This is a genomic window from Micromonospora fiedleri (assembly GCF_016774385.1).
In the GTDB taxonomy this organism is placed as follows: Bacteria; Actinomycetota; Actinomycetes; order Mycobacteriales; family Micromonosporaceae; genus Micromonospora; species Micromonospora gifhornensis.
In genome coordinates this window covers 568,415-594,383 of sequence record NZ_JAETXL010000006.1, presented here as the reverse complement: position 1 = coordinate 594,383, position 25,969 = coordinate 568,415, and the positions used below count along the sequence as shown (strand labels likewise).

The window sequence follows — 25,969 nt, the reverse complement described above, 5'->3', positions numbered from 1 at the left end:
ACCATGCGGGGCACCAGGTCACGGTGCACCCGCGTCGGGTCATGCGTTGCGACTCGCGGTGACCAGGACCTGGTCGGCAGGGTCGCGATCGGACCCCTCGAAGGCCACCGGCACCGGCTGGGCCTCGGGCGTCGGCTGCGAATCCGGAGTCGGCTGCGCCTCGGCGGTGGCCGGCTCGGGCTCGGGGGACGGTGCCGCCGTGTCGGTGCCGCCCAGGCTCTCCGGTCCGGGAGGCGGCTGACGCAGCGCCCGCAGCGCCGCCACCGGCGCGGCCAGGGCGACGAAACCGCACACGAACCAGGTGGCGGTCACCCCGATCACGGCGGAGAGCGCGCCGAAGACCACGATCGACACCGGAACGGTGCCGATGCCGGCCAGCGTCAGCATCGACATCGCCGTGCCCATCCGGGCACGCGGGGACGCCTGCTGGTAGACGGTGACGATCGCCGGGCCGTTCAGGCCGGCCATCAGACCGACCACCGCGCCGACCGCGGCGAGGGCGAACACCGAGTTCATCGCCGCCATCGCCAGGATGCCCAGACCGATGCCGACGCCCGTGACGACCAGGCGCACCATCAGCGGGATGCGGTGGGCGAGCAGGGCACCGGTCAACCCGGCGGCGATCGCGCCGCAGCTGAACGCGACCACGACCACGGCCACCGAACCGACACCCCAGCCCCGCCCATCGACAATCAGCGGCAGGGCCACCTCGATCGGCCAGCCGAAGGCCATGTCGAGCAGGAACGCGCAGATGAACAGCCAACGCAGGCGGCCGTACGCCCGCAGCAGGCGGATGCCGTCGCCGGAGCGTCGGAGCATGTTCTCGCCCGGCGTCCGGTCACCACCGGCCATACCACGGGTGACCACCCACATCGCGGCGAACGAGACCCCGCAGGTGGCCGCCACCACCGCCATCGCCTCCCACAGCTCACCGGTGGCGATCAGCCAGGCGCCGATCGGGGTCCCGATGATCGGCGCGAGCCGGGTGACCAGGGACGACAGTGAGTTCGCCCGGGCCAACTGCTCGCCCTGGGCCAGCCGGGGCATCAGGGTGCTGGCGGCCGGGCTGCCGATGCCCAGCAGCACCCCCTCGATGGCGGCGACGACCACCAGCGGCCAGAACCACGGCGTGGTGAAGACGACCACCGCGCCGGTGGCGAGCAGCAGTGCCCGGGCGGAGGTGGTGCGCAGCAGGACGAACCGGGCCCCCAACGAGTCGGCGATGGGGCCGGAGAAGACCAGCGTCAGGGCGCGGGGGATGGTGCCGGCCAGCATCAGGGTGGTGATCGCGCCGACGCCGCCGAGTTGGACCGCGGTCCAGGCCAGGGCGACGAGCAGGACGTAGTCGGCGGTCAGCGACAGGCCCTGGCTGGCGGTCAGGGTGATGACCTTCCGCCACTGCACCGCCGCCTGGACCCCGTCGGGTGCGGTCTTTGGCAACTCGGTTGATGTCATCGGAGTTCCTCGCTCTGGTAGGGAGTCGCTGGTCGGGGCCCGGGCGGTGGCGTGGTGTCCCGGCTTTGCCGGTCCGGCGGGTAGGGCAGCGGGAGCAGCACGCTTCCGCAGCCGCCGTGCAGCGCGTTCTCGACGGCCCGCCGTGCGGCGAGGCGTTCGGCGGCGGCGTCCACCGGACCGGGAGCGCTGACCCTCAGGCTGCCGCCCAGATCCGAGCGCCCCAGGCGGGCCAGTGCCTCCGCGGCACCCCGCAGCGCCGCTTCGTGCCGAGCGGGCGTACAGGTCAGGACGGGTATCGCCGAGGGGGTGAAGCGGACCCGCGGCGCAGCGCTCGGCGGGTACGGTCCACCGGCGGGCCGTCGGGTGCCGCACCGGTCGTCGTGCTCACCGCAACGGCTCCGGCCCGGCCTGGTGGAGTTGGTCGGCCGGCATCGCCGGCCGGTGGGTTCCGGATGGTGTCTCATGCGGCCCTCCTCGAAAGGTCGGGCGGGGACGAGTCCTCGTCTCCCGGTGGTCGGGTGATCTCGGGTCGGTCCGGTGGTTGGCCGGTCGGTCTATCGGTGCGGGCGGCGTACGGGTAGCCCTGCCAGTCCCACTCGAACATCCGCAGCCGCCGGGGCCGGTCACCGACGGTGGCCAGGGTGGCGACGAAGCCTGGCGGGGCGGGTAGGTCCCGCAGCGACCAGCGCTGCCCGACGAAGGCGCCGGTGCCCTCGACGATCCCGGGTACCAGGACGCCGAGGCGCAGCCCGTCCAGCAGTCGCCCGCCGCTGGCTTTCACGCACGCCTCCTTGCGGGACAGCAACCGGTGATAGGCGGCGTTGCGCGTCGCGTCGTCGGGCTGAGCGGCGACCTCGGCGGCCTCCTCGGGCGGCATGAACCGGGCCGCGAGGGCACCGGCCCGCACGTCGTCGCGGATCTGCTCCACGTCCACCCCGACCGGCTCGTGCAGGCGAACGGCGAGCAGGGCGTGCCCGCCGGACCGGCTCAGGCTCCACTGCCACCGACGCCACTCGCCGTCGAAGTACGGCTTGCCGTTGGGACCGCGCGCCCAGTGCAGCGCGTAGCCCGCGACGTCGAGGTAGCTGCCCAGCACCGACCGCACCGCCCCGTGCGCCGCCACGAAGCGGTGCGCCGCCTGCTCGTCGCGCAGCCGGTGCGCGCGCCGCATCTCGTCGGCGTCGAGCAGCGCGATGAACGGGTCGACGATCTCGCGTTCGACGTCCAGGACGATGTGCCACACGTCGGTGCCCGGCGGCGTCCCGACGTCGACCCAGACGGGCTTACGCGGCGCGGACATCGGTCAGCCGTCCCTGGAGATAGCCCTCGGCGAGGGTGAGTCGCTGAATGTTGCCGGTGCCCTCCATGAACTCGAAGGCCCGCGCGTCGCGTAGGAGCTTGTCCAGCATCGGGTGCTCCCAGCGGGCCCCCGGCCCGAGCAGCCGCACCGCCGTGGTGGTGATCTCCTCGGCGAGGCGGGTCGCACGCAGCTTCGCCGCGGAGGCGAGTGTGCCGTCGTGTGGATCCGCGTCGACGGATCGGGCCGCGGCCAGCACCAGGGCGCGGGTGCCGGCGAGGCGCTGCTTCCAGTCGGTGAGCAGGTGCCGCTCGTCGACCCGGTACCGGCGGCGCTGCGTCACGACCAGGTCGTAGGCGGCCTGAGCGACGCCGAGCGCGAGGCAGGACACCACGGGGCGGTACCGGTTGAAGGTGCGGGTGGCCGCCCACATGCCCTGCCGGGTGGCGGAGCGGCGCCGGCCGAGAACGTCTGCCTCGGTGAGCGGTACGTCGGCCATCCGCAACTCGCTGAGCTGCAGCCCGCGTAGCCCCAGCGTGGACAGCGGTGCGGCGGTGAACCCGGGCAGGTCGGTGCCGACGAGTACCGCCAGCACACCCAGCGGACCGGCGTTGCGGCGGGCAAAGACGACGCCGAGGCGGGACCGTGCAGCGTTGCCGACGTACCGCTTCGTGCCGTGGAGCCGGAAGCCGTCGCCGTCGCGGCGGAGCGTGGTGTGCATGCTGCCCGGGTCGGAGCCGTGCGCCGGCTCGGTCATCGCGAAGAACGTCCAGCTGGGTTCGGCGGCGATGCTGTCCCAGTACCGTTGCCGCTGGTCGTCGTCGGCGAGGTCGGCGATGACGGACGCGGACATCGACGGGCCGGGCAGGGCCAGCACCGCGGCGGCATCGACCCTTGCCAGTTCCTCCAGGACGACGACCCGTTCGACACAGGTGTCCAGCAGGACGGGGCGGCCGCCGACCCGCAGCGGGTCCGGGTTGTACTCGGCGGGCAGGCCGGCGAAGCGGCGCCACGGCAGTCCGCAGCCGGGTGCCGAGACCGCGAGGTCCGGGTTCCGGTCGAGATCCAGCGCGGTGGGGCGCAGCAGGTCCGCGTAGGCGCGGGCCTGCGCACGCAGGTCGGTGAGAAAGTCGGTGTTCATGGCGCCTCCTCGTTCGGGGGCGGGTAGGTCTCGGCGAGCAGTTCCGACACGCGCAGGTCGCTGCCGGGCCCGTCGGTCAGGAAACCGGCGGCACCGAACAGGTGCAGGCAGCTGCGACCGGTCTCGTCGAGCGCGCGGTGCACCCGGTGCAGATCGGCCCCGTACACGTCGGTGTCCAGCAGCGCCTGGGCCTCGGCGATCCCGGCGGCCGCGTCGGCGAGGATTCCCCGGACCATCGGCAGGTTCAGGGTGACCACGCCGGCGACGGTCCGGCCGCGCAGGTGCGCGGCGGCCACATCGAGCAGCCGGGTGGTCAGGCCGAGCCGGATCCAGGCGATCCCGGCCGTCCAGGCCGTCCCGGTGTCCGGGTCGGGGCCGCCGTCCGACACCCGCCAGGCGATCAGCTCCCCGTCGCCGGTGCCGACCCGGTCCAGTACCGTCTGCCCGTACGGCTGCGGCCGTGGACCGTCCGGTGTGGCGCACCGGTCGCTGGCGGCGTAGACGGCGGCCGGTAGGAACGTGTGGCCGCCCGGTCCGACCGGCACCACCCCGGGGCTGGTGTCCGCGTGGAGCGCGCCCAGTGCCGTGACCGCCCCTGCGGTGTACGCGAGTGTGCGGTACCGCCGCAGGTCGGCGGCGGTGGCCGGCGTGCTGACGGTGATGGTCATCGGACCAGTTCCCTCACCTTCTGGGGACGGTGCCGCAGGGCGGGCGGCGCGACGACGTCGGCCGGTTGCCACGGCGTCTCGGGGCGTTGTGCCGGCAGGGTGACGGTGACGGCGCACCGGTACGGCAGCACCGGATCACGGTCGGCGACCAGGACGTGGCCGCCGTCCGGCGGGCTGTCGAGCAGTTCGGCGAGGGCCAGCCACACCCCGGCGCAGGGGTGTCCCGGTGCGGCCCACCGGACAGGTACCCCTGCCGGCAGGTCGGCCAGGCCGGTGCCGGCGACGAGCAGGTCGACGTCGGTCTCCATCGCCGCAGCCGCCCCGGTACGGGTGACCGCCACCGTCGGTACGCCGAGCCCGATGGTGCCCTCTGCTCCGAGCAGCAGTGCCACGGCGACGTCCTGCACCGGCCGGACCGCGGCGTCGTCGGGCGGCAGCGTCGACTGCTCCATGATCAGGATCAGGGCTCGGGTGGCCGCGCCGGAGCGCAGATACCCGTGGGCGATCCGCAGCGCGGTGAACGGGCCCGCCACGCCCTGCTCCGACACCCCGAGCATGATCGGGTCGCCGGTCAGGACGTGTGACAGGACCGGCCCGGGGAAACTCTGGTGCCGGCAGTCAGGACTGGCGTCCACAGTGATCGCCAGGTCGACGCCGACGAGTTCCGGGCCGAGCTCCGCGACGACCGTACGGACCATGTCGTGGTAGCTGACCATCGGACCGTCGGTCAGCCAGGACACGTCGGTGAAGTCGCCGTAGAGCGCCGACATGCGTTCCAGCAGGTTGGTCCGGTCGTCCGGGTCGCACGGGATCTGCGGGCGGGTGAAGGTGCGGGTGACGATGCGCTCCAGCGCTGGTCCGGCACGTCCGGCGGGCTGTCGCAGGGCCGACATGGTCAGCGGCTTTCGGCGAGGAAGGCGGCCAGGGAACCCACCGACTCCAGGTGAGCCTGTTCCAGGCTCTCCGGGTCGACCTGGGTGTCCAGGGCGTCCTCCAGGGTCATCAGCAGGGCGAGGACGCTGGTGGAGTCCAGGTTCAGGTCATCGAAGAGACGGGTCTCGACGGTGACGTCGGTGAGTTCCTGGCGCAGCACCTCCTCGAGCGCGGTGACGATGACGGTGACGATCTGCTCGGTGCCGGTCTCGACGGTGGTGGCGTTCATCAGAGGGCCTGCCTTTCGGGCGTGAGTTTGGGGGAGGTGACGCGGTCGGTACGGGGATCGGTGCAGGTGGTGTGCGGTGGGGCAGGCGCGGTCAGCGGAAGTCGTGCAGGATCTGCGCGGCGAGCATGCTCTCCACGTCGTCGCGGGAGCGGACCAGCCGGGGCTCGCCCTGGTGGATCAGCACCTCGGCCGGGTAGCCGTGGCTGAGGAAGTGCACCGGCGAGGCGGTCGGGCCGTACGCGCCGGAGCGGTCGACCCCGATCACGTCGCCGGGGCGCAGGTCGCCGGGCAACTCGACGGCCTTGCCGATGGTGTCGTTGGGGGTGCAGAGCGGGCCGGTGACGTTCCACTTCACCGGCTCGGCGGTGCTGTCCCGGTTGAGCAGCCGCATCGGGAAGTTGCGTTTGACGAACGAGCCGATGCCGACCGCGGCCATGTGGTGGTTCGTGCCGCCGTCGGCGACCGCGAAGCGCTCGCCCATCGACTCCTTGACGTAGCGCACGGTGACGGCGTAGGTGCCGCTGTGCCCGACCAGGTACCGACCCAGCTCCATCACCAGGGCGGTCTGCGGGTGGCGGGCGTGGAAGGCGGCGAAGACCGGGTTGAGCTGGTCGGTCAGCGCGGCGACGTCGAGGTCCTGCTCGCCGGCGAAGTACGCCACACCGAGCCCGCCACCGACGTCGACGACCTCCAGGTCCACCGCGAGGTGCCGGCCGAGCCGTTCGGCCAGGTCGAGGATCCGCGCGGTGTTCTCGACGATCATCGCCTCGGAGAGGAACCGGGTGCCCAGGTACGCCTGGAAGCCGCACAGCCGCACCGACGGGTGCCGGCCGGCGAGGTCGGACTCGGCCAGCAGGGCCGTCTCGTCGATGCCGAACTGGCGGGGCTTGCCGCCCATGGTCAGGCCGCTGCCCTTGACCGCGAAGCTCGGGTTGACCCGCAGCACCACCCGGGCGGTGCTGCCCAGCTCTGCGGCCAGCTCGTCGATCAGGGCGAGTTCGCCGAACGACTCGCAGATGAGGGTGACCTCACCCTTGAGACACGCGGTGAGCTCGGTACGGCTCTTGCCGGGGCCGAGGAACATGATGTCCTCGGCGGGGACACCGGCGCGCTCCGCGGTGACCAGCTCGGTCAGGGAGGAGACCTCGGCGCTGGCGCCCAGCGAGTGCAGCAGCGCGCAGACGCTGATGTTGGGGTTGGCCTTCAGCGAGTAGAACATCTGCACCGCCGGATGCAACCGCTCGCGCAGTTGCTGGTACCGGTCGGTGATCGTCGCGCCGTCGTAGACGTACAGGGGGGTGCCGAACCGTTCCACAAGTTCGGTGACGGGGACACCGCCCAGCGCGGTCGACTCAGACATGGACGGTCTCCTTCTGGACAGCCGCGACAACGGCGTTGTCGAGGTCGGTCAGCTCCTGTTGGGTACGGGCCAGCAGCAGCCCGTACAGGCGGCCCACGTACGGGCGGGTGTCGCCGGGTTCGGGGGTCGCGGCGTTGACCGTGGCGAAGTTGTTCACCACCAGGCCGGTGCCCCGGTCCCGGTCGAACAGCAGGTCTCCGAGGCGGTCGCCCAGGTCCGCGAAGGTCACCGGCCCGGTCAGCCGCAGGTCGTACTGGCGGGCCAGGGCGACGCTGTCCGGGCCCATGAAGCGCTCCTGCAGCCCGGTCTGGTACGTCGACATGTTGTTCCGGGCGTTGATCTCCAGCACCGGCAGCAGGCCGCCGTCGGTGGTGGTGATGGCGTCGACCCCCACCACGCCGTGGAAGCCGTCGGCGGCCAGTCGCGCGCCGAGCCGTTCACCGGTGACGACGAGCTGCGCGGCGTGCTCGGTGGAGAGCCGGGCGGGGAAACGATGTCCCTTATGGACGCCGTTCTCGGTCAGCGCCTCCTTGACGAAGTCGAACCGGACCGAGCCGTCGCGAGCGACGGTGAAGTGGTAGTTCAGGTCCAGCGCCTTGTCCGCCCACTCCTCGATGACCAGGGCCACGCGCTGGTCGCCGGTGCGCTCGGCACGTCGGGTGACCATCCGGACGAGCTGGTCCATCCGGCGCAGGTCATCGACGACCATGATGCCCTTGCCGGAGACCCCGTAGGCGTCCTTGACGCCGACCCGGCGCCCGGCGGCGACGGCACGTGCCGCCTCGCCCGCCGCGGCGACGAACTCGTCCACGGTCTCGCACTCCCAGCCGACGGCCTGGGGCAGGCCGAGGTCGGTCGCCACCCGCCGGCTGTAGATCTTGCTGTTGACCGCCTTGACCACCGACACCGCAGGCAGCGCCGGGGCCAGCCCGGTCAGCTCGCACAACTGCTGCTCCAGGGCCGACATGCCGTGTGGCAGCAGGTACGCCCCCTTCGCGGCCAGCGATCGCAGCGCGGCCAGCAACCGGGGCGATCGCAGCGCGTCCTCGCTGACCGTTGCCGCCGGGTCGTGCTCGTCGGTGAGCAGGATCCCGGGAAGCTCGATCCCCAGCCCCTCCAGGTAGTCCAGGTAGTCGGGGTCGGGGGCGGACTTCAACACGACGTGGTCGCCAGGGCCGGCCAGCAGGACGGCGAACTCGTCCATCCGATTGACGATCGCGGTGGACGCCCGGCCCCCGAAGATCGGCAGCCCCACCTCGTCGCGGGCCCACTCGTCCTCGACCTCGAAGTTGCCCAGCAGGACGAACGGAGTGCCGGTGGCTCCGGTGCAGGCACTCTTGACACCCTCTAGGAATGTCGGATCCGGAGGTGACATCGGCTGTTTTCCTTTCTGCCGGCGGGTTCGTCGGGTCAGTGCCGCAGTACGGCGGCGGTGAACGTCGCGCCGAGCCCGACGGCGGCCATCAGGTACAGATCGCCCGGGCGCAGCCGGTCGGCCGCGCGGGCATGGACGTAGTTGATGAATGGATCGGCACCGAAGCAGTGCCCGGTGACCGCGATGTTGTCCAGGTAGACCCGTTCCAGCGGCACGTCCAGCAGGCGGCAGGTCCACGACCAGGACAACATGTTGACGTTGTGGGGCAGCAGCAGTGCCAGGTCATCGACGTCGACCCCGGCGTTGCGGCACGCCTGGCGGATCACCTCGGCCAGCACCTCGTTGTGGTCCTTGACGAAGTCCGGGTGCAGGGGCTGCGGTGGGACCGACTCGGCGAACTGGCCCAGGGTGCGGGTGGCGACGCCGAGCAGCCGGTCCCGTTCACCGTTCGCGGTGACCAGGCAAGCGGCGGTGGCCTCGCCCATCACGGTGCTCTCCGGGATGGTCTCCAGGATCGGGGCGAAGGCCTTCTCGCCGGTGAGCACCAGGGCCAGGGCATCCGGATCGCCGTCTGCGGCGAGTAGCCGTCCGGCGAGATTCACGGCGAGCAGACCCGCGGCGCAGGCGTGCTGGGTCAGGGTGAACGCGACCGCGTTCGGTAGGCCCAGCGTGACGCAGACATCCTCCAGCAGGGTCTCCCCGGCCCGGACCGCCGGCACGATGGTCCGGCCCAGCACCACGTAGCGGACCCGGTGTTCGTTGCCGCGCAACTCCGTCAGCGAATCGACCGCCGCGACCAGCAGCGGTCGCAGGTCCTGCCCGGGATCGCGGAGCACCTTCTTCAGCCCGAACAGGCGCCGGTAGGTCCACAAGCGTTTCGGGTCGGCGTCGACGCAGATGTCACCGATGTCCACGCTGCCTGCCGGCAGGTGGCATCCGACGTCCAACAGCGCGGTCATGCCGCACTGCCGATCGGTGCGGTACGCGCCGGCCACGCGGCCGTCGGGGCGGCTGTCGGCCACCACAGGTCCTCTGCCGTCAGGGCGTCGGCGCGATACTTGCCGACCGCGCTGACCAGCAGCCGGGCCTCCAGCGCCAGGGCCTCGACCAGGCGGATGAGCCCGTTCTCGGGGTCCTCGTCGACGGCGAGCAGCGCGGCGCGACCCAGCCCGACGGCGGTGGCGCCCAAAGCCAACGCGCGTACCGCCCGGCCGCCCTCCCAGATCCGGCCGGTGGCCAGCAGACAACCCTGGGGGTGGCCGATGCGGCGCAGGCACTCGCCCAACGGCAGTCCGACCTGGTCGAGGAACGCCCGAGGCGCCCACCCGGTGCCGCCCTGCGCGCCGTCCACGGTCACCGCGTCACTACCGGCCTGCCAGGCGGTGGTCGCGGCCTGCGCGACGTCACGTCCGGGGTGGAACTTCACCCACACCCGGGCCCGCGGGAAGTTGTTGCGCATGAACCGGACCTGCTGGCGCAGGATCTCCTCGGTGAAGGTGCCGGGGGTGGCGCAGCGCAGCCACCGATCCGGACCGAGTACGTCCCGGACGGCGAACTGACCGGCCAGCCGGGCGGCTTCCTCGGCGTCCACCGCGGTCATCCCGCCCAGGCCCGGCTTCGCGCCCTGACCGGTCTTGAGTTCGAAGCCCAACCGACCCGAGTCCCGCAGCTCGCGCACCGACGTGTCGCTGTAGACGAGGTTCCACACCTCGGAGTCGGCGTCCTCGGTGCTCTGCTGCACCACCACACCACCGACGCCGGGCGGGCACTCCTGCGCGTAGGCGCGCAGCCGGGCCAGGATCGGCGACTGTGCGGCCTCGGCCCGCCGGTACCCGCCGACCGGCACCATGTTCTCGCCGATCACCATCGGGATGCCGAGCCGGCCGGCCTGCCGGCTGGCCGCGATCCCCGCGTCACCGGAGGCGACCCGGGTCGAGCCGAACGCCGAGACGTACACCGGCAGGGGTGAGCGGAAGCCGCCGATGACGGTGTCCAGGTCCACGTCGTCGTGCAGCGGCTCCCGGCCCAGATCGATCAGCTTCTCCAGCCGCCGCGGCATGAACACCGGCGGCACCAGGCGGGCCAGGTCCAGGTCGTCGGTGACGGAGTCGGGGCCGGAAAGTTCCTCGTCGCCGGCGCCGTGCAGCCGCCGGCCGTACGTGTCGACCGGCGGGAACACCGCGGCCACACCCTCGCGGGCCCGCTGCCGGATCAGCCCCTCGGGCAGCCCCGGCGCGTAGACCCCGCCCCGCTGCGTTGCACCCTCAGCGCTCACGGCGATACCACGCCGGGAAGCTTCGGGTAGGCGCTGACCTGCCAGAGTGCGTCCAAACCGGTCAGGAACCGGACCAGGCGCTGCAAGCCCATGCCGAAGCCGGCGCTGGCCGGCAGGCCCTCGCGCATCAGCCGCAGGTACCAGTCGTACTTGGCCGGGTTCTCGCCGCTCTCCCGCATCCGGGTCACCAGGGTGGCGTAGTCCGCCTCCCGCTCGCTGCCGCTGACCAGCTCCCCGAAACCGCCGTGGGCGATCAGGTCGAAGTTGCGCAGCACCCCCGGGTCCTGGGGGTTCTCCCGGTCGTAGAAGCCCCGCGATCCCTTGGGGTAGTCGGTGATGAAGAAGGGCCGGTCGGCCTCCCGGGACAGGATCTCCTCACCCGCCCAGTTGATCTCGGCGTCCGGGCTCTGCGGGTGACCCTGGTCGCGCAACCGCTGGACCGCCTCGGTGTGGGTGCAGCTGTCGAACTTGCCGGTCAACAGTTCGGCGAAGTCGAGGGGGTCACGGCCCAACTGCCGCAGCACGTCCGGCACGGTGTCGAACACGTGCGCGACGACGTGGGTGAGCAGCCCGGCGGCGGTGTCCATCGCGTCCTCGCGGGTACCACCGGCGATCTCCACGTCGATCTGGTGGAACTCCACCAGGTGCCGGCCGGTGTCCACGGTCTCCGGCGGTTCCACCCGGATGTTCGGGGCGATGTAGAACAGCTTCGGGAAACCGCGCAGCGACGCCTGCTTGTAGAGGATCGCGCTCGTCATGATCTTGTACGTGTGGCCGTAGAAGTCGACATCGAGTGCCTTGGCGCCCCGGGCACCCGGGTCGGTGACCGGCCCGATCAGCGGGGGCAGCAGCTCGGTGAAGCCCTGACCACGCAGAAACTCCCGCGCCGCGTACAACGCCTCCTGCTGGACCGCCATGGCGGCCCTGGTCTTCTCGGCGATCAGGTGCTCGCCGAGGAGACCGGGGTAGGCGGCGGCTTTTCTCACCGCCACCGTTTGCTCTGCCTGGTACATCTCGCCTCCCGGGGTCTTTGCTCGTACCTGGTTACGACGGCCGGCAGCGCCGACAGCAGACGTGTCGAAGTGTGCGAATCACGCACCGGAGATTTGCACCGGCTCGCGGTCGACCCATTCGGTCGCGCTATTTCCCACACGTCGAATATAGGAGTGCCCGGTGGTGGCAGACGGTAGTTGGACGGGCAGAAAGGTGGGCAGTCGAAGCGGCAGTGACGGGCGTGTGGACACGACTGAGCGGCCCCTGCTCACGAGGTGAGCAGGGGCCGCTGGAGGTGATCTGACCTGGCGTTTCCTTACGCGTACTGCGCCACCAGGCTCCGCGGTCGGATGTCGGTCCAGGAGCTCTCCACGTACGCCAGGCACTCCGCCCGGCCGGCCGGCCCGAAGGCCGTCTGCCAGCCGCCGGGTACGGCGGCGAAGACCGGCCAGAGGCTGTGCTGGGCCTCGGCGTTCACCAGCACCAGGAACGTGCCGTTCTCGTCGTCGAACGGATTCGCCATGTCATTTCCCTTCTAGAAGGTTTCCGGAGTTCTCTTATGCCAATTCGGCAAGTCTTGCGGCGAGCTTCTCGCCGATTTCCGCGAGTGGTTCCCGTTCGGTCATCCGAAGATGAGTGGTGGCCACGTCGTGCCACTCGATGACGCCGCTGAAGTGCTCTTCCCACAGTTTCGGTGACGGGCCGTCGGCCACGCCGGCACGGCCGGCGGAGAAGAACAGCAGGTCACCGGCGACCATCCCGGGCCGGTACGCGGCCATGATGTCGGCGTGGTTGACTGCGGCCCGGACCAGGGCGTGGACCTCGCCGGGGGTGAAACCGGCGAGCACCGGGTCGCGACGGCGCAGGACCTCGACCACCGCCGCCGGGTCGTACCGGTCGAGGAGCCCGTCCGGCAGCTCACCGGTCTCTCCGTCGTCGTCGCCGAGCAGCATCAGCATGGTCTCGCGCTCGGTGCGCGGCCGGGCCGCCTCCTCGACGGACACCGGGTAGGCGTCCATCATGGCCAGCAGTTCGACCTCTTCGCCGGTCTGTTGCAGCACAGTGGCCATCGCGTGTGCGACGACCCCGCCGAAGGACCAGCCGAGCAGCCGGTACGGGCCGTGCGGTTGCACCCGACGGATCTCCGCCAGGTACTCCTCGGCCAACTCGGGTACTCCTGCGGCCCGGTAGCCGGGCAGGCTCAGCGCCCGGGTCTGGAGGCCGTAGATCGGCTGCTCCGGGCCGAGGTGCCGGGCGAGTCCGGCGTACGACCAGCTCATGCCGGCGCCGGGGTGGACACAGAACAGCGGGCGGTGTCCACCGGACGGTTGCAGCGGCACCAGGACCTCGGAGGCTTCCCCGCGCCGCGTGCCGTCGAGCAGCCCGGCGGCGGTCGGCCGGTCGAACAGGTCGCGGACCCGGATGTCGAGGCCCAATGTGTCGCGGATCCGGCTGACCAGCTTGGTGGCGAGCAGTGAGTGTCCGCCGAGTTCGAAGAAGTTGTCGTCGACGCTGACCGCTGCGACGTCGAGGGTTTCGGCGAACAGGCCGCACATCAGGTGTTCGTCGGGGGTCCGGGGGGCTCGTCCGCTGCGTTGTCCCTGCTGGGGGGCGGGTAGGGCACGCCGGTCGAGTTTGCCGTTCGCGGTGACGGGGAGTTGGTCGAGTACCACCACCGCGTTCGGCACCATGAAGTCGGGCAACGTGCGGGCGGTGAGCTGACGTACGGTCGCCTCCCAGTCGCGTGGGGCGGCCGCCTGGGTGGGGACGACGTAAGCGACGAGTCGCTTGTCGCCTGGCCGGTCCTCGCGGACGATGACGGCGACCTGCCCGATGCCGGGGTCCTCGCCGATGGTGGCTTCGATCTCGGCCGGTTCGATGCGGAAGCCCCGGATCTTGACCTGACCGTCGGCTCGACCGATGAAGCGGAGCCGTCCCTGGCTGGTCCAGGCGACGAGATCGCCGGTGCGGTACATGCGAGCGCCGTTGGGGTCGTACGGGTCGGCGACGAAGCGCTCGGCGGTCAGCCCCGGCCGTCCGAGGTAGCCGCGGGCGACCTGCTCGCCGGCGAGATAGAGCTCGCCGGTGGCGCCGGGGGGTACGGGGTTGAGGTGTTCGTCCAGGACGTAGGTGCGGTTGTTGTCGAGGGGACGGCCCAGGTGGATGCCGGGGAATTCGCTGCGGTTGGTGTCGAAGCGCTGGTGGTGTGAGGCGAAGGTGACTTCGGTGGGGCCGTAGCTGTGGACGACGACGGTGTTGGGGCAGTGGTCGAGGACTCGCTGCATGGCGGCTGGTGAGGCGGTGTCGCCGCCGGTCCAGACCTCTTCGAGTCGGGCGAGGGTGTCGAGTCCTTCGTCGGCCATGATGTGGAACAGGCCCATGGTGAAGTAGGCGGCGGTGATCTGGTGCCGGGTGATGGTGTCGGCTAGTTCTGCCAGGTCGGCGCCTTCTCCGGGGGCGATGACGAGTTCGCCGCCGAGGAGTAGTGGTACCCACATCTCGTAGGTGGAGGAGTCGAAGCCGTAGTTCGAGTGGACGAGCATCCGGCGGTGGTGGGCGGCGTTCCAGCACCGGTCGGCGGCGAGTTCGCGGACGTTGTGGTGGGTGACTCCGACCCCCTTGGGCCGGCCGGTGGAGCCGGAGGTGAACATGACGTACATCAGCGAGCGGTCGTCCAGGAGCAGGTTCAGGTCGTCGTCGCGGCCACCGGTCGGGCCGTCGAAGGGCACGATCACGGTGCCGTGCTCCCGCTCCGCGTCCAGGGCCGGGTTGGTCTCGGCGTGCCGGTCGACCAGCAGCACCGGAGCCGCCGAGTCCGTCATGATCGTGCGTACCCGGGCCGGTGGGAGGGTGGTCCCGACCGGCACGTACGCCGCACCGCACTTGAGGACCGCCAGGCTGGCCGCGATCAGGTCCGCACCCCGGTGCATCAGGACGCCGACGGTGGACTGGGGTGTGACGCCGGCCACGATCAGACGGTGGGCCAGCAGGTTGGCGCGTCGGTTCAGCTCGGCGTAGGTGAGTTGTTGTTCGCCGAAGGTGACGGCGGTGTGGTCGGGGGTGCGCCGGGCCTGCTCCTGGAAGGCTTCGTGGACGCAGCCTCGGGTGGCGGGGACGGTGGTGTCGTTGTAGGCGATGAGGAGTTGGTGGCGTTCCTCAGCGCTGAGGAGGTCCAGTTCACCGACGCGCTGTTCCGGGTCGGCGACGGCCGAGTGCAGCAGTCGGGTGAGTCGTCCGGCGAGGAGTGCGGCGGTGTGCTCGTCGAACAGGTCGGTGGCGTATTCGAGGGCGCCGTCGAGTCCGGCGGGTGCGCCGGTGGCGTCGGTCAGCTCACCGACGGACAGGGTCAGGTCGAACTTGACGGTACCGATGGCCAACGGGATGTCGCTGCCGGCGAAGGGTGAACCCGTGGTGTCGGTCGGAGCGGTGTTGTTGACCATCAGCATGATCTGGAACAGGGGGTGGTGTGCGGTGGTGCGGGTGGGGTTGAGTTCTTCGACGAGGCGTTCGAAGGGGAGGTCCTGGTTGTCGTAGGCGGCGAGGTCGGTGTCGCGGACGCGGGTGAGCAGTTCGGTGAAGGTGGGGTTGCCGGTGAGGTTGGTGCGTAGGACGAGGGTGTTGACGAAGAAGCCGACGAGGTTGTCGAGGGCTTCGTCGGTGCGTCCGGCGACGACGGTGCCGATGGGGATGTCGGTGCCGGAACCCATCCGGGACAGCAGGGCGGCGAACGCGGCCTGCAACACCATGAACACCGACGTACCGGTGGTGCGGGCCACCCGCAGCAGCGCCGCATGGCCGGCCGCGTCCAGGGTGAACCGGACGGCGTCGCCACGGTGGCTGGCACGGGCCGGCCTCGGCCGGTCGGCCGGGAGGTCCAGTACCTGCGGCGCGTCGGCGAGGGTGGTGCGCCAGTAGTCGAGTTGCCCGGCGAGCAGGCTGTCGGGGGCGTTCGCGTCGCCGAGGAGATCGCGTTGCCAGCGGGTGTAGTCGGTGTAGCTGACCGGCAGCGGAGTCCAGTCGGGTGCGTGGCCGGCGGTGCGGGCCTGGTAGGCGATGGTGAGGTCGCGCAGCAGGGGCGCCATGGAGGCGCCGTCGCCGGCGATGTGGTGGAGGACGACGACCAGCACCTGGGGAGCGCCGGCGGGTCGGAAAAGCCAGGTCTTCAGCATCGGATCGGTGCTGAGGTCGAAGACGTGTCCGACAGCGGCCTCGACGGCCGCGGGTAGCTGGTCGGGGGTGAGGTCCCGAACGGTCAGTCCTGGTCCGGGGTCATCGAGGATGACCTGGTGGGGTTCGCCGTCGATGGTGCGGAAGACCGTACGCAAGGCGTCCTGGCGGTGCAGGACGTCGGTCAGGGCGGCGGCCAGGACGTCCGCGTCAAGGTCGTGGTCCAGTTGGAGTGCGACGGGGATGTTGTAGACAGCGCTGGGGCCGTTGAGTTCGTTGATGAACCAGAGCCGGTGCTGGGCGTACGACAGCGGCACCGGACCGGTCGACTCGGTTGCTACCAGCGCGGGCCGTACGGGCGTGCCGGCCAGCTCCCGGATGCGGTGCAGCAGTCCGGCCGGGGTCGGAGCCTGGAACACGTCCCGCACCCCGATCTCGGTGCGGAAGACCACCCGGATCCGGTTCACCAGTTTGGTGGCGAGCAGTGAGTGTCCGCCGAGGTCGAAGAAGCCGTCGTCGACGCCGACTGCGGGGACTACCAGTGCCTCGGCGAACAGGTCGCACATGAGGTGCTCGTTGGGAGTACGGGGGGCACGTCCGGTGCTCCGGCCGTATTGCGGTGCGGGCAGGGCGCGACGGTCGAGTTTGCCGTTGGGGGCCAACGGCAGCCGCTCCAGCACCACGAAGGCGGCCGGCACCAGATGGGCGGGGAGTGTCTCGGCGGCGGCGCGGCGCAGCTCGCCCTCGTCCAGCTCCGACCCCTCCGCAGCGGGCGTCAGGTACGCCACGAGCCGTTTGTCGCCGGGCCGGTCCTCACGGACGATCACGGCCACCCCGCCGACGCCAGGCTGTCGGGCGAGCACCGCCGCGATCTCACCGGGCTCGACTCGGAATCCCCGGATCTTGACCTGGTCGTCGGCCCGTCCGACGATCGCCACCGCGCCATCGCGGGTCCAGCGGGCCAGGTCGCCGGTGCGGTACATCCGGGCGCCGGCTGGATCGAACGGGTTGGCGACGAAGCGCTCGGCGGTCAGCGCGGTCTGGCGCAGGTACCCGTCGGCCAGCCCGGTACCGGCGACATAGATCTCGCCGGTGACGCCGACCGGGACCGGCCGCAGCTCATCGTCAAGGATGTAGCAGGCGCGGTTGACAAGTGGCGCACCGACCGGGACCGGCGCATGGTCAGGCGGTGCCTGGACCTGGTGGCAGTTGGTGAAGATCATGCTCTCCACCGGCCCGTACGCGTGGATCAGGCGCTGTCGGGGCAGCAGGCGGCGGGCCCGGGCCAGGTGCTCCACCGAGGGCGCCTCACCGCCGGTCATCACCTGCCCGACGGCGGCGAGCGTGTCGGGGTACTCGTCGAGCATGACGTTGAACAGCCCGGCCGACAGCCACATGGTGGTGATCCCGTGGCGGGCGACCAGTTCGGCGATCCGGGCCGGCTCCGGCCGCTGGCCGGGGTGCAGCACGCAGCTGGCGCCGTGCAGCAGCGGGCCCCAGAAGTCAAGCGCGAACGCGTCCCAGGAGACCGGCGCGCTCTGCAACCACACCTGATCCGGTCCGAAGTCGACGAAGTCCTGGCCGGTGAGGGTTCCGACGATGGCCCGGTGGGACGCGAGCGCCCCCTTGGGCGTTCCGGTGGAGCCGGAGGTGAACATGATGCAGGCCGGGTCTCCGGGGTCGCCGGCAGGTAGGGCGGGCTCATCCGCAGGTGGCACACCGGGGACGGCGCCCGCCTCGTCGACCAGCACGGTGACTGCGGGACGCGCGGTGCCGAGCCGACCGGCCAGGTCGTTCGCGGTGACCAGCGCGGCCGGTGCGGCGTCGTCGGCCAGGGCGGTCAGCCGGGCGTCCGGAAATTCCGGATCGAGCAGGGCGTACGCGGCACCGGCGCGCAGCGTGGCGAGGACGGCGACGGCCATCGGCAGGCCACGCTCCAGCAGCACACCCACGATGTCCCCGCGCCGTACGCCGACCGTCACGAGATGCCGGGCGAGCCGGTCGGCGGCGATGTCGAGTTCGGCGTACGTCATCCGGGTGTTGCCGTCGATCAGCGCGATCCGGTCCGGGCCGGCGGCGACCTGGTGGGCGAACACCTCGGTGACCCGCAGGTCCGGTGCGGAAACCCCGGTGTCGTTGAAGGTGTTCAGCAGGGTGTGACGCTGGTCGGCGGTGAGCAGGTCGTGCCGCCCGACGGGGGCGTCGGGTTCGGTGGCGAATGCGCCGAGCAGCCGGATGAAGGTGGCGCAGAGGTCGTGGACCGTCTCGGTGTCGAAGAGGTCGGAGGCGTACTCGAGGATGCCGTCCATCCCGTCGGGGACGCCGGTGGGGTCCTGCCGTTCGGCGACGGAGAGGGTCAGGTCGAACTTGACGGTGCCCACCTCGAACCCGACCTCGGTGCCGGCGAACGGGGATCCGTCGGAATCGGCCCCGACGGCGTTCCGGACCATCAGCATCACCTGGAACAGCGGGTGATGCGCGGTGGTGCGGGCCGGGTTGAGCTCCTCGACGAGACGCTCGAAGGGAATGTCCTGGTGCTCGTATGCGGCCAGGTCGGTCTCCCGAACCCGGGCCAGCAGTTCGGTGAAGGTGGGGGCACCGGAGACATCGGTCCGCAGCACGAGGGTGTTGACGAAGAACCCGACCAGGTCGTCGAGGGCCTCGTCGTCCCGACCCGCCACCACAGTGCCGATGGGGATGTCGGTGCCGGAGCCCATCCGGGACAGCAGCACCGCGAAGGCGGCCTGCATCACCATGAACATCGACGTGCCGGCGGCACGGGCCACCTGACGCAGCGCGGCATGGGTAGCCGGGTCCACAGTGAATGGGACGCCGTCGCCCTGGTGACTGGCCCGCGCCGGGCGGGGCCGGTCGGCGGGCAACTCCAGCACCTGCGGTGCGCCGGCCAGGGTGTGCCGCCAGAAGTCGAGCTGCCGGGCCAGGAGGCTGTCCGGGTCGTCGGCCGCGCCGAGCAGATTCCGCTGCCAGAGGGTGTAGTCGACGTACCGTACCGGCAGGGGCGCCCACTGCGGTTGCTGTCCCACGGTCCGCGCTGCGTAGGCCGTCGACAGGTCCCGCAGCAGCGGTGCCATCGACATGCCGTCACCGGCGATGTGGTGCAGGACCACCACCAACACCTGGGGCGCACCGGCCGGGCGCAGCAGCCAGACCCGTACGGGGATCTGCGTGGCCAGGTCGAAGACGTGTCCGGCCGCCGCCTCCACCGCCGCCGACACCTCGTCGGGGGTCAGGTCCCGCACGGTCACCTCGGGGCGTACCCCGTCGAGAACGACCTGATGGGGCTCGCCGTCGGTGACCTGGTAGACGGTGCGCAGCACCTCCTGCCGTTCGACGACGTCGGCGAGGGCCGCCGCCAGGACGTCCGGGTCGATTGCCTGGTCCAGTCGGATGGCGACGGGGATGTTGTAGATCGCACTCGGGCCGTCGAGCTCCCCGAGGAACCAGAGACGGCGCTGCGCGTAGGACAACGGCACCGGGCCATCCGGTGCGGACGCCACCAGCGCAGGCCGCACGGGCGTACCGGCCAGCTCACGGATCCGGTCGAGAAGTCCCAGCGGGGTCGGCGTCTGGAAGACGTCCCGGACACCGATCTCCGCTGCGAAGACCGCCCGGATCCGGTTCACCAGTTTGGTGGCCAGCAGGGAGTGTCCGCCGAGAGTGAAGAAGCCGTCGTCGATGCCGACCGTGGGAACTCCGAGGACCTCGGCGAAGAGGTCGCACATGAGTTCTTCGTTCGGGGTGCGGGCGGCACGGCCGACGCGCTGCTGCTGGGGGGCGGGCAGGGCGCGGCGGTCGAGTTTGCCGTTGACGGTGACCGGTAGCTGATCGAGGACCACCACCGCCGAGGGGACCATGTAGTCGGGCAGGGTCCGTGCGGTTCGTTGCCGTACGGCCGCCTCCCAGTCGGCGTCGGTCCGGGCAGCTGCCCCGTGAGCGGGCGCGATGTACGCGACGAGCCGCTTGTCGCCGGGCCGGTCCTCGCGGACGATCACGGCGACCTGACCGATGGCCGGGTCCGCGGTGATGGTGGCCTCGATCTCGGCGAGTTCGATGCGGAAGCCGCGGAGTTTGACCTGTCCGTCCGCGCGGCCGACGAAGCGCAGCTCACCCCGGCCGCTCCAGGCGACGAGGTCACCCGTGCGGTACATCCGCCCACCGGCCGGGTCGAACGGGTCGGCGACGAAGCGTTCGGCGGTCAGTCCCGGCCGGCCGAGGTAGCCGCGGGCGACCTGCTCGCCGGCCAGGTACAGCTCGCCGGTGCCGCCCAGGGGCACCGGGCGCAGCCGCTCGTCGAGCACGTACGTGCGGTTGTTGTCCAGCGGCCGGCCCAGGTGGACCCCGCCGAACTCGCCCCGGTCGGTGTCGAACCGCTGCTGGTGGGAGGCGAAGGTGACCTCGGTCGGGCCGTAGCTGTGCACCAGCACCGTGTCCGGGCAGTGTTCCAGCACCCGCGCGACGGCGGCGGGGGAGGCCACGTCACCTCCGGTCCAGACCTCCTTCAACCGGGCCAGGGTGTCCAGCCCCTCGTCGGCCATGATGTGGAACAGGCCCATGGTGAAGTAGGCGGCGGTGACGTCGTACCGGGTGATGGTGCGCGCGATCTCCGCCAGGTCGGCGCCTTCCCCGGCCGCGATGACGAGTTCGCCGCCGAGCAACAGCGGCACCCACATCTCGTAGGTGGAGGAGTCGAAGCCGTAGTTGGAGTGCACCAGCATCCGCCGATGGTGTGCCGCGTTCCAGCAGCGGTCGTTGACGAGTTCGCGAACGTTGTGGTGGGTGACACCCACGCCCTTGGGGCGACCGGTGGAGCCGGAGGTGAACATGACGTACATCAGGGACTGGTCGTCCAACGGCAGGTTCAGGTCGTCATCGCGACTGCCGGTCTGATCATCAGTGGGGCTGTCGAAGGGGACGATGACGGTGCCGTGTGTGTGTTCTTCGGCCAGTGCGGGGTTGGTGCTGGCGTGGCTGTCGACCAGGAGTACGGGGGCGTTCGCGTCGGTCATGATGGTGCGTACGCGAGCTGGTGGCAGGGTGGTGCCGACCGGTACGTAGGCGGCTCCGCACTTGAGTACGGCGAGGCTGGCGATGACGAGGTCGGCGCCACGGTGCATGAGGACGCCGACGGTGGATTGTGGTGCGACGCCGGCCGCGACGAGTCGGTGGGCCAGCCTGTTGGCGCGTCGGTTCACTTCGGCGTAGGTGAGTTGTTGTTCACCGAAGGTGACGGCGGTGTGGTCGGGGGTGCGCCGGGCCTGCTCCTGGAAGGCTTCGTGGACGCAACCCCGGGTGGGCGGGACGGTGGTGTCGTTGTATGCGACGAGGAGCTGGTCACGCTCCTCGTCACTGAGCAGGTCGAACTCGCTGACGCGTCGGCGCGGTTCGGCCACGGCGGCGGTCAGTAGCCGGGCGAACCGGTCGGCCAGCATCGCGGCGGTGTGCTCGTCGAACAGGTCGGTGGCGTATTCGAGGGCGCCGTTCAGTCCGGCGGGGGCGCCGCTGGTGTCCACCTGTTCGCGGATGGAGAGGGTCAGGTCGAACTTGACGGTGCCGATGTCGAAGGGGATCTCCGTACCGACGAAGGGCGATCCGTCGGGATCGGGCTGGGCGGTGTTGCCGACCATCAGCATGATCTGGAACAGGGGGTGGTGTGCGGTGGTGCGGGTGGGGTTGAGTTCTTCGACGAGGCGTTCGAAGGGGAGGTCCTGGTTGTCGTAGGCGGCGAGGTCGGTGTCGCGGACGCGGGTGAGCAGTTCGGTGAAGGTGGGGTTGCCGGTGAGGTTGGTGCGTAGGACGAGGGTGTTGACGAAGAAGCCGACGAGGTTGTCGAGGGCTTCGTCGGTGCGTCCGGCGACGACGGTGCCGATGGGGATGTCGGTGCCGGAACCCATCCGGGACAGCAGGGCGGCGAATGCGGCCTGCAACACCATGAAGATGGTCGTGCCACTGCCATTGACGAGTCGCAGCACGGCCCGGTGCAGGTCCGCGTCGAGCCGGAACGGCACCGCACCCCCGCGGTGGCTCGCCTGGGCCGGGCGGGGCCGGTCGGCGGGCAGGTCGATGACCTGGGGGGCCCCGGTCAACGTCTCCCGCCAGAAGGTCAACTGCCGATTCAGCAGGCTGTCGGGGTCGTCGGCGTCGCCGAGGAGGTCGCGTTGCCAGAGGGTGTAGTCGGTGTAGGTGACCGGCAGTGGGGTCCAGTCGGGCGTGCGGCCTGCTAGGCGCGCCTGGTAGGCGGTGGTGATGTCACGCAGCAGGGGAGCCATGGAGGAGCCGTCCCCGGCGATGTGGTGCAGGACCACGACCAACACCTGGGCGGCGTCGGCGGGGCGCAGCAGCCAGGTCTTCAGCATCGGGTCGGCACTCAGGTCGAAGACATGTCCGACGGCGGCTTCGACGGCTGCGGGTACCTCATCGGCGGTGAGGTCGAGGACGGTCAGCCCTGAAGCGGGGTTGTCGAGGACGACCTGGTAGGGCTCGCCGTCGACGGTGCGGAAAACGGTACGCAGCGCCTCCTGGCGGTGGATGACGTCGGCCAGGGCGGCGACCAGAACCTCCGCGTCGAGGTCGTTGTCGAGTTGGATCGCGACGGGGATGTTGTAGATGGCGCTGGGGCCGTTGAGCTCGTTGATGAACCACAGCCGGTGCTGCGCGTACGACAACGGCAACCGCTCGGTCGGCGCCGCGGCCACCAGCGCGAGCCGCTCCCGAGCGGTCAGCTCGCCGATCCGGTGGCCCAGCGCGGCAGGGGAGGGGGCGAGGAAGATGTCGCGGATGCCGACCTCGACATCGAGTACCGACCGGATCCGGTTGACCAGCCGGATCGCGAGCATGGAGTGTCCACCGAGGGCGAAGAAGTCGTCGCCCGGGGCCACCGTGGGCAGGCTCAGCACCTCGGCGAACAGGTCACACAGGACCGGGGTACGGGGAGAGCCGTCGTGCCCGCCGACGAATGCGGGGACCCCGACCGGGCGGGTACGGGCGGCGAGGCGCCGCTCGTCCAGGCCCGCCTGCTCGGCGGCGGTGAGCACGTCGAGGGTGCTGACCGGGGTGCTCGGGTCGGTGGTGGCGGCCCGCAGCAGCCGCAGGTACGTCTCCAGCATCAGGGCCGCGGTGTCGGCGTCGAACAGGTCCACGTCGTACTGGAGCCAGATTTCGACCTCGGCGTCGTCGGCGGTGGCGATGCAGGAGAAGCTGAGGTCGAACTTGGCGGTGTCGAGGCCGGCCGGGGCGATCCGGCCGTCGAGGTCGAGGATCCGCAGCTGGTCCGGGGTGGACGTGTTGACGGTCAGCATCACCTGGAAGAACGGATGGTGCGCCAGCGACCGGACCGGGTTGAGTCGCTCCACCAGCAGGTCGAACGGGACCTCGGCGTGCGCGTACGCGGCGAGATTGTTGTCGCGTACCCGGACGAGCAGGTCGGCGAAGCTGGGGTCGTCGGAGAGGTCGGTGCGCAGGACGGCGGTGTTGACGAAGAAGCCGATGAGGTCGTGCAGCGCCTCGTCGCCGCGTCCGGCGACGGGGGTACCGACCGGCACGTCAGGGCCGACGCCGAGCTGCGTGAGGGTGGCCGCGAGCGCGGCGTGGAAGAGCATGAACGCGCTGGCCTGGTGGGTGTCGCCGAGGTTGCGCAGGCGCTGGTGGGTGTCGGCGTCGAGGACCGCGCACAGCGAGGCGCCCCGGTGGCCGAACTCGACCGGGCGGGGCCGGTCCAGTGGCAGATCGAGCACAGCCGGCAGATCGGCGAGGGTTTCGCGCCACCAGGACAGGTGCCGCGCCATCAGGCTCTCCGGCTGGTCGGCGTCACCGAGCAGTTCCCGCTGCCAGAGGGCGTAGTCGGCGTACTGGACGGGCAGCGGCTCGAAGTCCGGTTCCGTTCCGGCCAGGCGGGCCCGGTAGGCGATCTCCAGGTCGCGCAGCATCGGGGCCAGTGACCAGCCGTCGGTGGCGATGTGGTGCATCAGCACCACCAGCACCGAGCGCTGCGGCGTGTCGACGAGCAGTAGGGACCGCAGTGGCGACTGCGTCGCGATGTCGAAGGTACCGTCGATGAACTCGGCCAACCGGGTGTCGACGTCGTCGCCATGGCAGTCCTGCACGACCAGCAGCCGGGGGTCGGGGTCGTCGAGGATCCGCTGGACGGGTGTGCCGTCGACCGAGGGGTACACGGTGCGCAGCACCTCGTGCCGGGTCACCAGGTCGGTCAGCGCAGCGGCCAGCGCCTGCTGGTCCGGCACCCCGTCCAGTTCGATCACCAGCGGCATGTTGTACGTCGCCGACGGGCCCTCCATGGCGTGGAGGAACCACAGCCGGTGTTGGGAGTAGGACAGCGGGATGAGTTCCTCGCCGGGCTCGGGCAGGTACTCGGCCGACCCCGAGCCGGCGTACGGCTCGGCGGGAGTGGGGCCACCCGGCCCGGACGCCGGAGTGGCCCGCAGCGTGCTCCGGTCGATCTTGCCGGTGCTGCTGCGGGGCAGGGCACCCACGAGCCGGACCACGCCGGGCACCGCAGCGGCGGGCAGCCGCTGCGCGAGATAGCCGCGGACCTCGTCCGCGCTGACCGTGCCGGCCACGTACGCCACCAGGCGCTTCATGCCGTTGCCGAGGTCCTGGGCGACGACGGCGCATTCGCGTACCCCGTCGAGGCCGAGCAGGACCGACTCGACGGCCGCCGGATCGATCCGGTGCCCGTTGATCTTGACTTCGTCGTCGAGGCGGCCCAGGTAGTCCAGTTGACCGTCGTCCCGGACCCGGACCCGGTCACCGGTGCGGTAGGCGGGCTGCCCGCCGAGGGTGGTGAACCGGTGGGCGGTCAACTCCGGACGGCCCAGGTAGCCGTCGGCGAGCGCGCCGCCGAGCAGCCACAGCTCACCGTCGACGACGGCCGCCCGCACCCCGGGCAGGGGCAGCCCGATCGGAACCTCGTCGGCGTCGTCGTGCCCGGACAGGTCGGCCACCGTCGCGACCACGGTCGCCTCGGTCGGCCCGTACGTGTTGAGCAGCCGTACCCGGTCGCCGACGGCCTGCCGCCAGCGGGCCACCCGCTCGGGTAGCGCCGCCTCACCACCGATGATCACGGTCTGGAGGGTCGGGGGTAGTTCGGCGACCCCGGTGGCGAGCGCGTACGCCAGCTCGTGCCAGTACGCCGTCGGCAGGTCCAGAACGGTGATCCCGTGGCGGACACAACCGGCCAGCAGCGCCGGTACGTCGAGCATGTCGTCGTCGCGCAGCACGAGTGTGCCGCCGGCGGTGAGGGTCAGGAAGATCTCCTCGACGCTGGCGTCGAAGTGCAGGGGGGCGAACTGGAGCATCCGGTCGTCGGCGGTGACACCGTACCGGCAGGTCGCTCCGGCGACGAAGTGTGCCAGGGCGGCCTGTCCGACGAGGACGCCGTTGGGCGTTCCGGTGGAACCGGAGGTGTAGATGACGTAGGCCGTACCGGCTGGCACGCCTGCCCCGCTGAGCACCACCTCGCCCTGCGCGATCACCTGGGCCAGGGCCGGCGGCGTCCCCGCGCAGGCGTCGGCGAGGATCGCCTCGTTGCGGGCGTCCGGCGCGGCCGGGTCCAGCGGCAGGTACGCGGCCCCGGTACGCAGCACGGCCAGGACCGAGACGATCGCCTCCACACTGCGGGCCCGGCAGACGGTCACCAGCCGGCCAGGTCCGGCACCCTCGGCGTGCAACAGTTCGGCGCGCAGTGCGACAGCCGCGTTCAACTCCGCGTAGCTGAGGCGGGTCGCCCCGGCGACCAGGGCCGGGCGGTCCGGGTCGACGGCGACCCGCTGCGCGAACGCCTGCGACACGCCGACGACCGGCCCGGTGAGCGGCCCGCCGTTGAGGACCGTGCTCGCCCGACGGTCGTCGCGGCCCGGCCCGGCCTGGACAACCGGTTCCGCGTAATCGATCGATGGCATTGCACTTCCTCCTGCGGTTTGCGGACGGGGTGGGCCCCGGACGGTCGCGTGTCTAACTCCAAAGTGGACGGAACTGGTGCCGCGTCCGGCCGTCGACTGCCGGCGGAGAGGGCCCGCCGGAAGGAAAAAGCCCCGGCGGTG

General features: G+C 71.1%; 14 protein-coding genes. All 14 read right to left on the bottom strand.

The window, feature by feature from the left end:
- Positions 1–39: 39 nt before the first annotated feature.
- Positions 40–1,455 carry an MFS transporter gene (locus tag JMF97_RS19690; RefSeq protein ID WP_203222860.1) on the bottom strand — a complete coding sequence of 472 codons (1,416 nt, stop codon included), beginning with the start codon at positions 1,453–1,455 and terminating at the stop codon, positions 40–42.
- Positions 1,452–1,919: a hypothetical protein gene (locus JMF97_RS19685; RefSeq protein WP_203222859.1), complete on the bottom strand. Its 468-nt coding sequence runs from the start codon at positions 1,917–1,919 to the stop codon at positions 1,452–1,454. The genes JMF97_RS19690 and JMF97_RS19685 overlap by 4 nt, the downstream gene beginning before the upstream one ends.
- Positions 1,916–2,755, bottom strand: coding sequence for a 4'-phosphopantetheinyl transferase family protein (locus tag JMF97_RS19680; protein WP_203222858.1), 840 nt, complete (start codon positions 2,753–2,755; stop codon positions 1,916–1,918). Before JMF97_RS19680 ends, JMF97_RS19685 begins: the two co-directional genes overlap by 4 nt.
- On the bottom strand, positions 2,739–3,893 hold the full coding sequence (locus JMF97_RS19675) for an acyl-CoA dehydrogenase family protein (RefSeq protein ID WP_203222857.1): 1,155 nt from the start codon (positions 3,891–3,893) through the stop codon (positions 2,739–2,741). The genes JMF97_RS19680 and JMF97_RS19675 overlap by 17 nt, the downstream gene beginning before the upstream one ends.
- The gene (locus tag JMF97_RS19670; RefSeq protein WP_203222856.1) at positions 3,890–4,561 is read right to left on the bottom strand and encodes a hypothetical protein; all 672 of its coding nucleotides are present in this window, start codon (positions 4,559–4,561) and stop codon (positions 3,890–3,892) included. Before JMF97_RS19670 ends, JMF97_RS19675 begins: the two co-directional genes overlap by 4 nt.
- The gene (locus JMF97_RS19665; RefSeq protein WP_203222855.1) at positions 4,558–5,454 is read right to left on the bottom strand and encodes a beta-ketoacyl-[acyl-carrier-protein] synthase family protein; all 897 of its coding nucleotides are present in this window, start codon (positions 5,452–5,454) and stop codon (positions 4,558–4,560) included. Before JMF97_RS19665 ends, JMF97_RS19670 begins: the two co-directional genes overlap by 4 nt.
- 2 nt (positions 5,455–5,456) lie before the next feature.
- On the bottom strand, positions 5,457–5,723 hold the full coding sequence (locus tag JMF97_RS19660; RefSeq protein WP_203222854.1) for an acyl carrier protein: 267 nt from the start codon (positions 5,721–5,723) through the stop codon (positions 5,457–5,459).
- Between the two features lie 91 nt (positions 5,724–5,814).
- A complete protein-coding gene (locus JMF97_RS19655) occupies positions 5,815–7,083 on the bottom strand; it encodes an alanine racemase (RefSeq protein WP_203222853.1) in 1,269 nt (422 codons plus the stop codon).
- Positions 7,076–8,458: a preATP grasp domain-containing protein gene (locus tag JMF97_RS19650; protein WP_203222852.1), complete on the bottom strand. Its 1,383-nt coding sequence runs from the start codon at positions 8,456–8,458 to the stop codon at positions 7,076–7,078. Before JMF97_RS19650 ends, JMF97_RS19655 begins: the two co-directional genes overlap by 8 nt.
- A gap of 35 nt (positions 8,459–8,493) precedes the next feature.
- The gene (locus JMF97_RS19645; RefSeq protein ID WP_307816996.1) at positions 8,494–9,480 is read right to left on the bottom strand and encodes a 3-oxoacyl-[acyl-carrier-protein] synthase III C-terminal domain-containing protein; all 987 of its coding nucleotides are present in this window, start codon (positions 9,478–9,480) and stop codon (positions 8,494–8,496) included.
- A complete protein-coding gene (locus JMF97_RS19640) occupies positions 9,414–10,733 on the bottom strand; it encodes a glutamate synthase-related protein (RefSeq protein ID WP_203222851.1) in 1,320 nt (439 codons plus the stop codon). Before JMF97_RS19640 ends, JMF97_RS19645 begins: the two co-directional genes overlap by 67 nt.
- Positions 10,730–11,746 (bottom strand): asparagine synthetase A, encoded by a 1,017-nt coding sequence (locus tag JMF97_RS19635; RefSeq protein WP_203222850.1) that lies wholly within the window; start codon positions 11,744–11,746, stop codon positions 10,730–10,732. Before JMF97_RS19635 ends, JMF97_RS19640 begins: the two co-directional genes overlap by 4 nt.
- A 296-nt stretch (positions 11,747–12,042) precedes the next feature.
- Positions 12,043–12,249 (bottom strand): MbtH family protein, encoded by a 207-nt coding sequence (locus JMF97_RS19630; protein ID WP_013734734.1) that lies wholly within the window; start codon positions 12,247–12,249, stop codon positions 12,043–12,045.
- Between the two features lie 34 nt (positions 12,250–12,283).
- A complete protein-coding gene (locus JMF97_RS19625; protein ID WP_203222849.1) occupies positions 12,284–25,828 on the bottom strand; it encodes a non-ribosomal peptide synthetase in 13,545 nt (4,514 codons plus the stop codon).
- Positions 25,829–25,969: the final 141 nt, after the last annotated feature.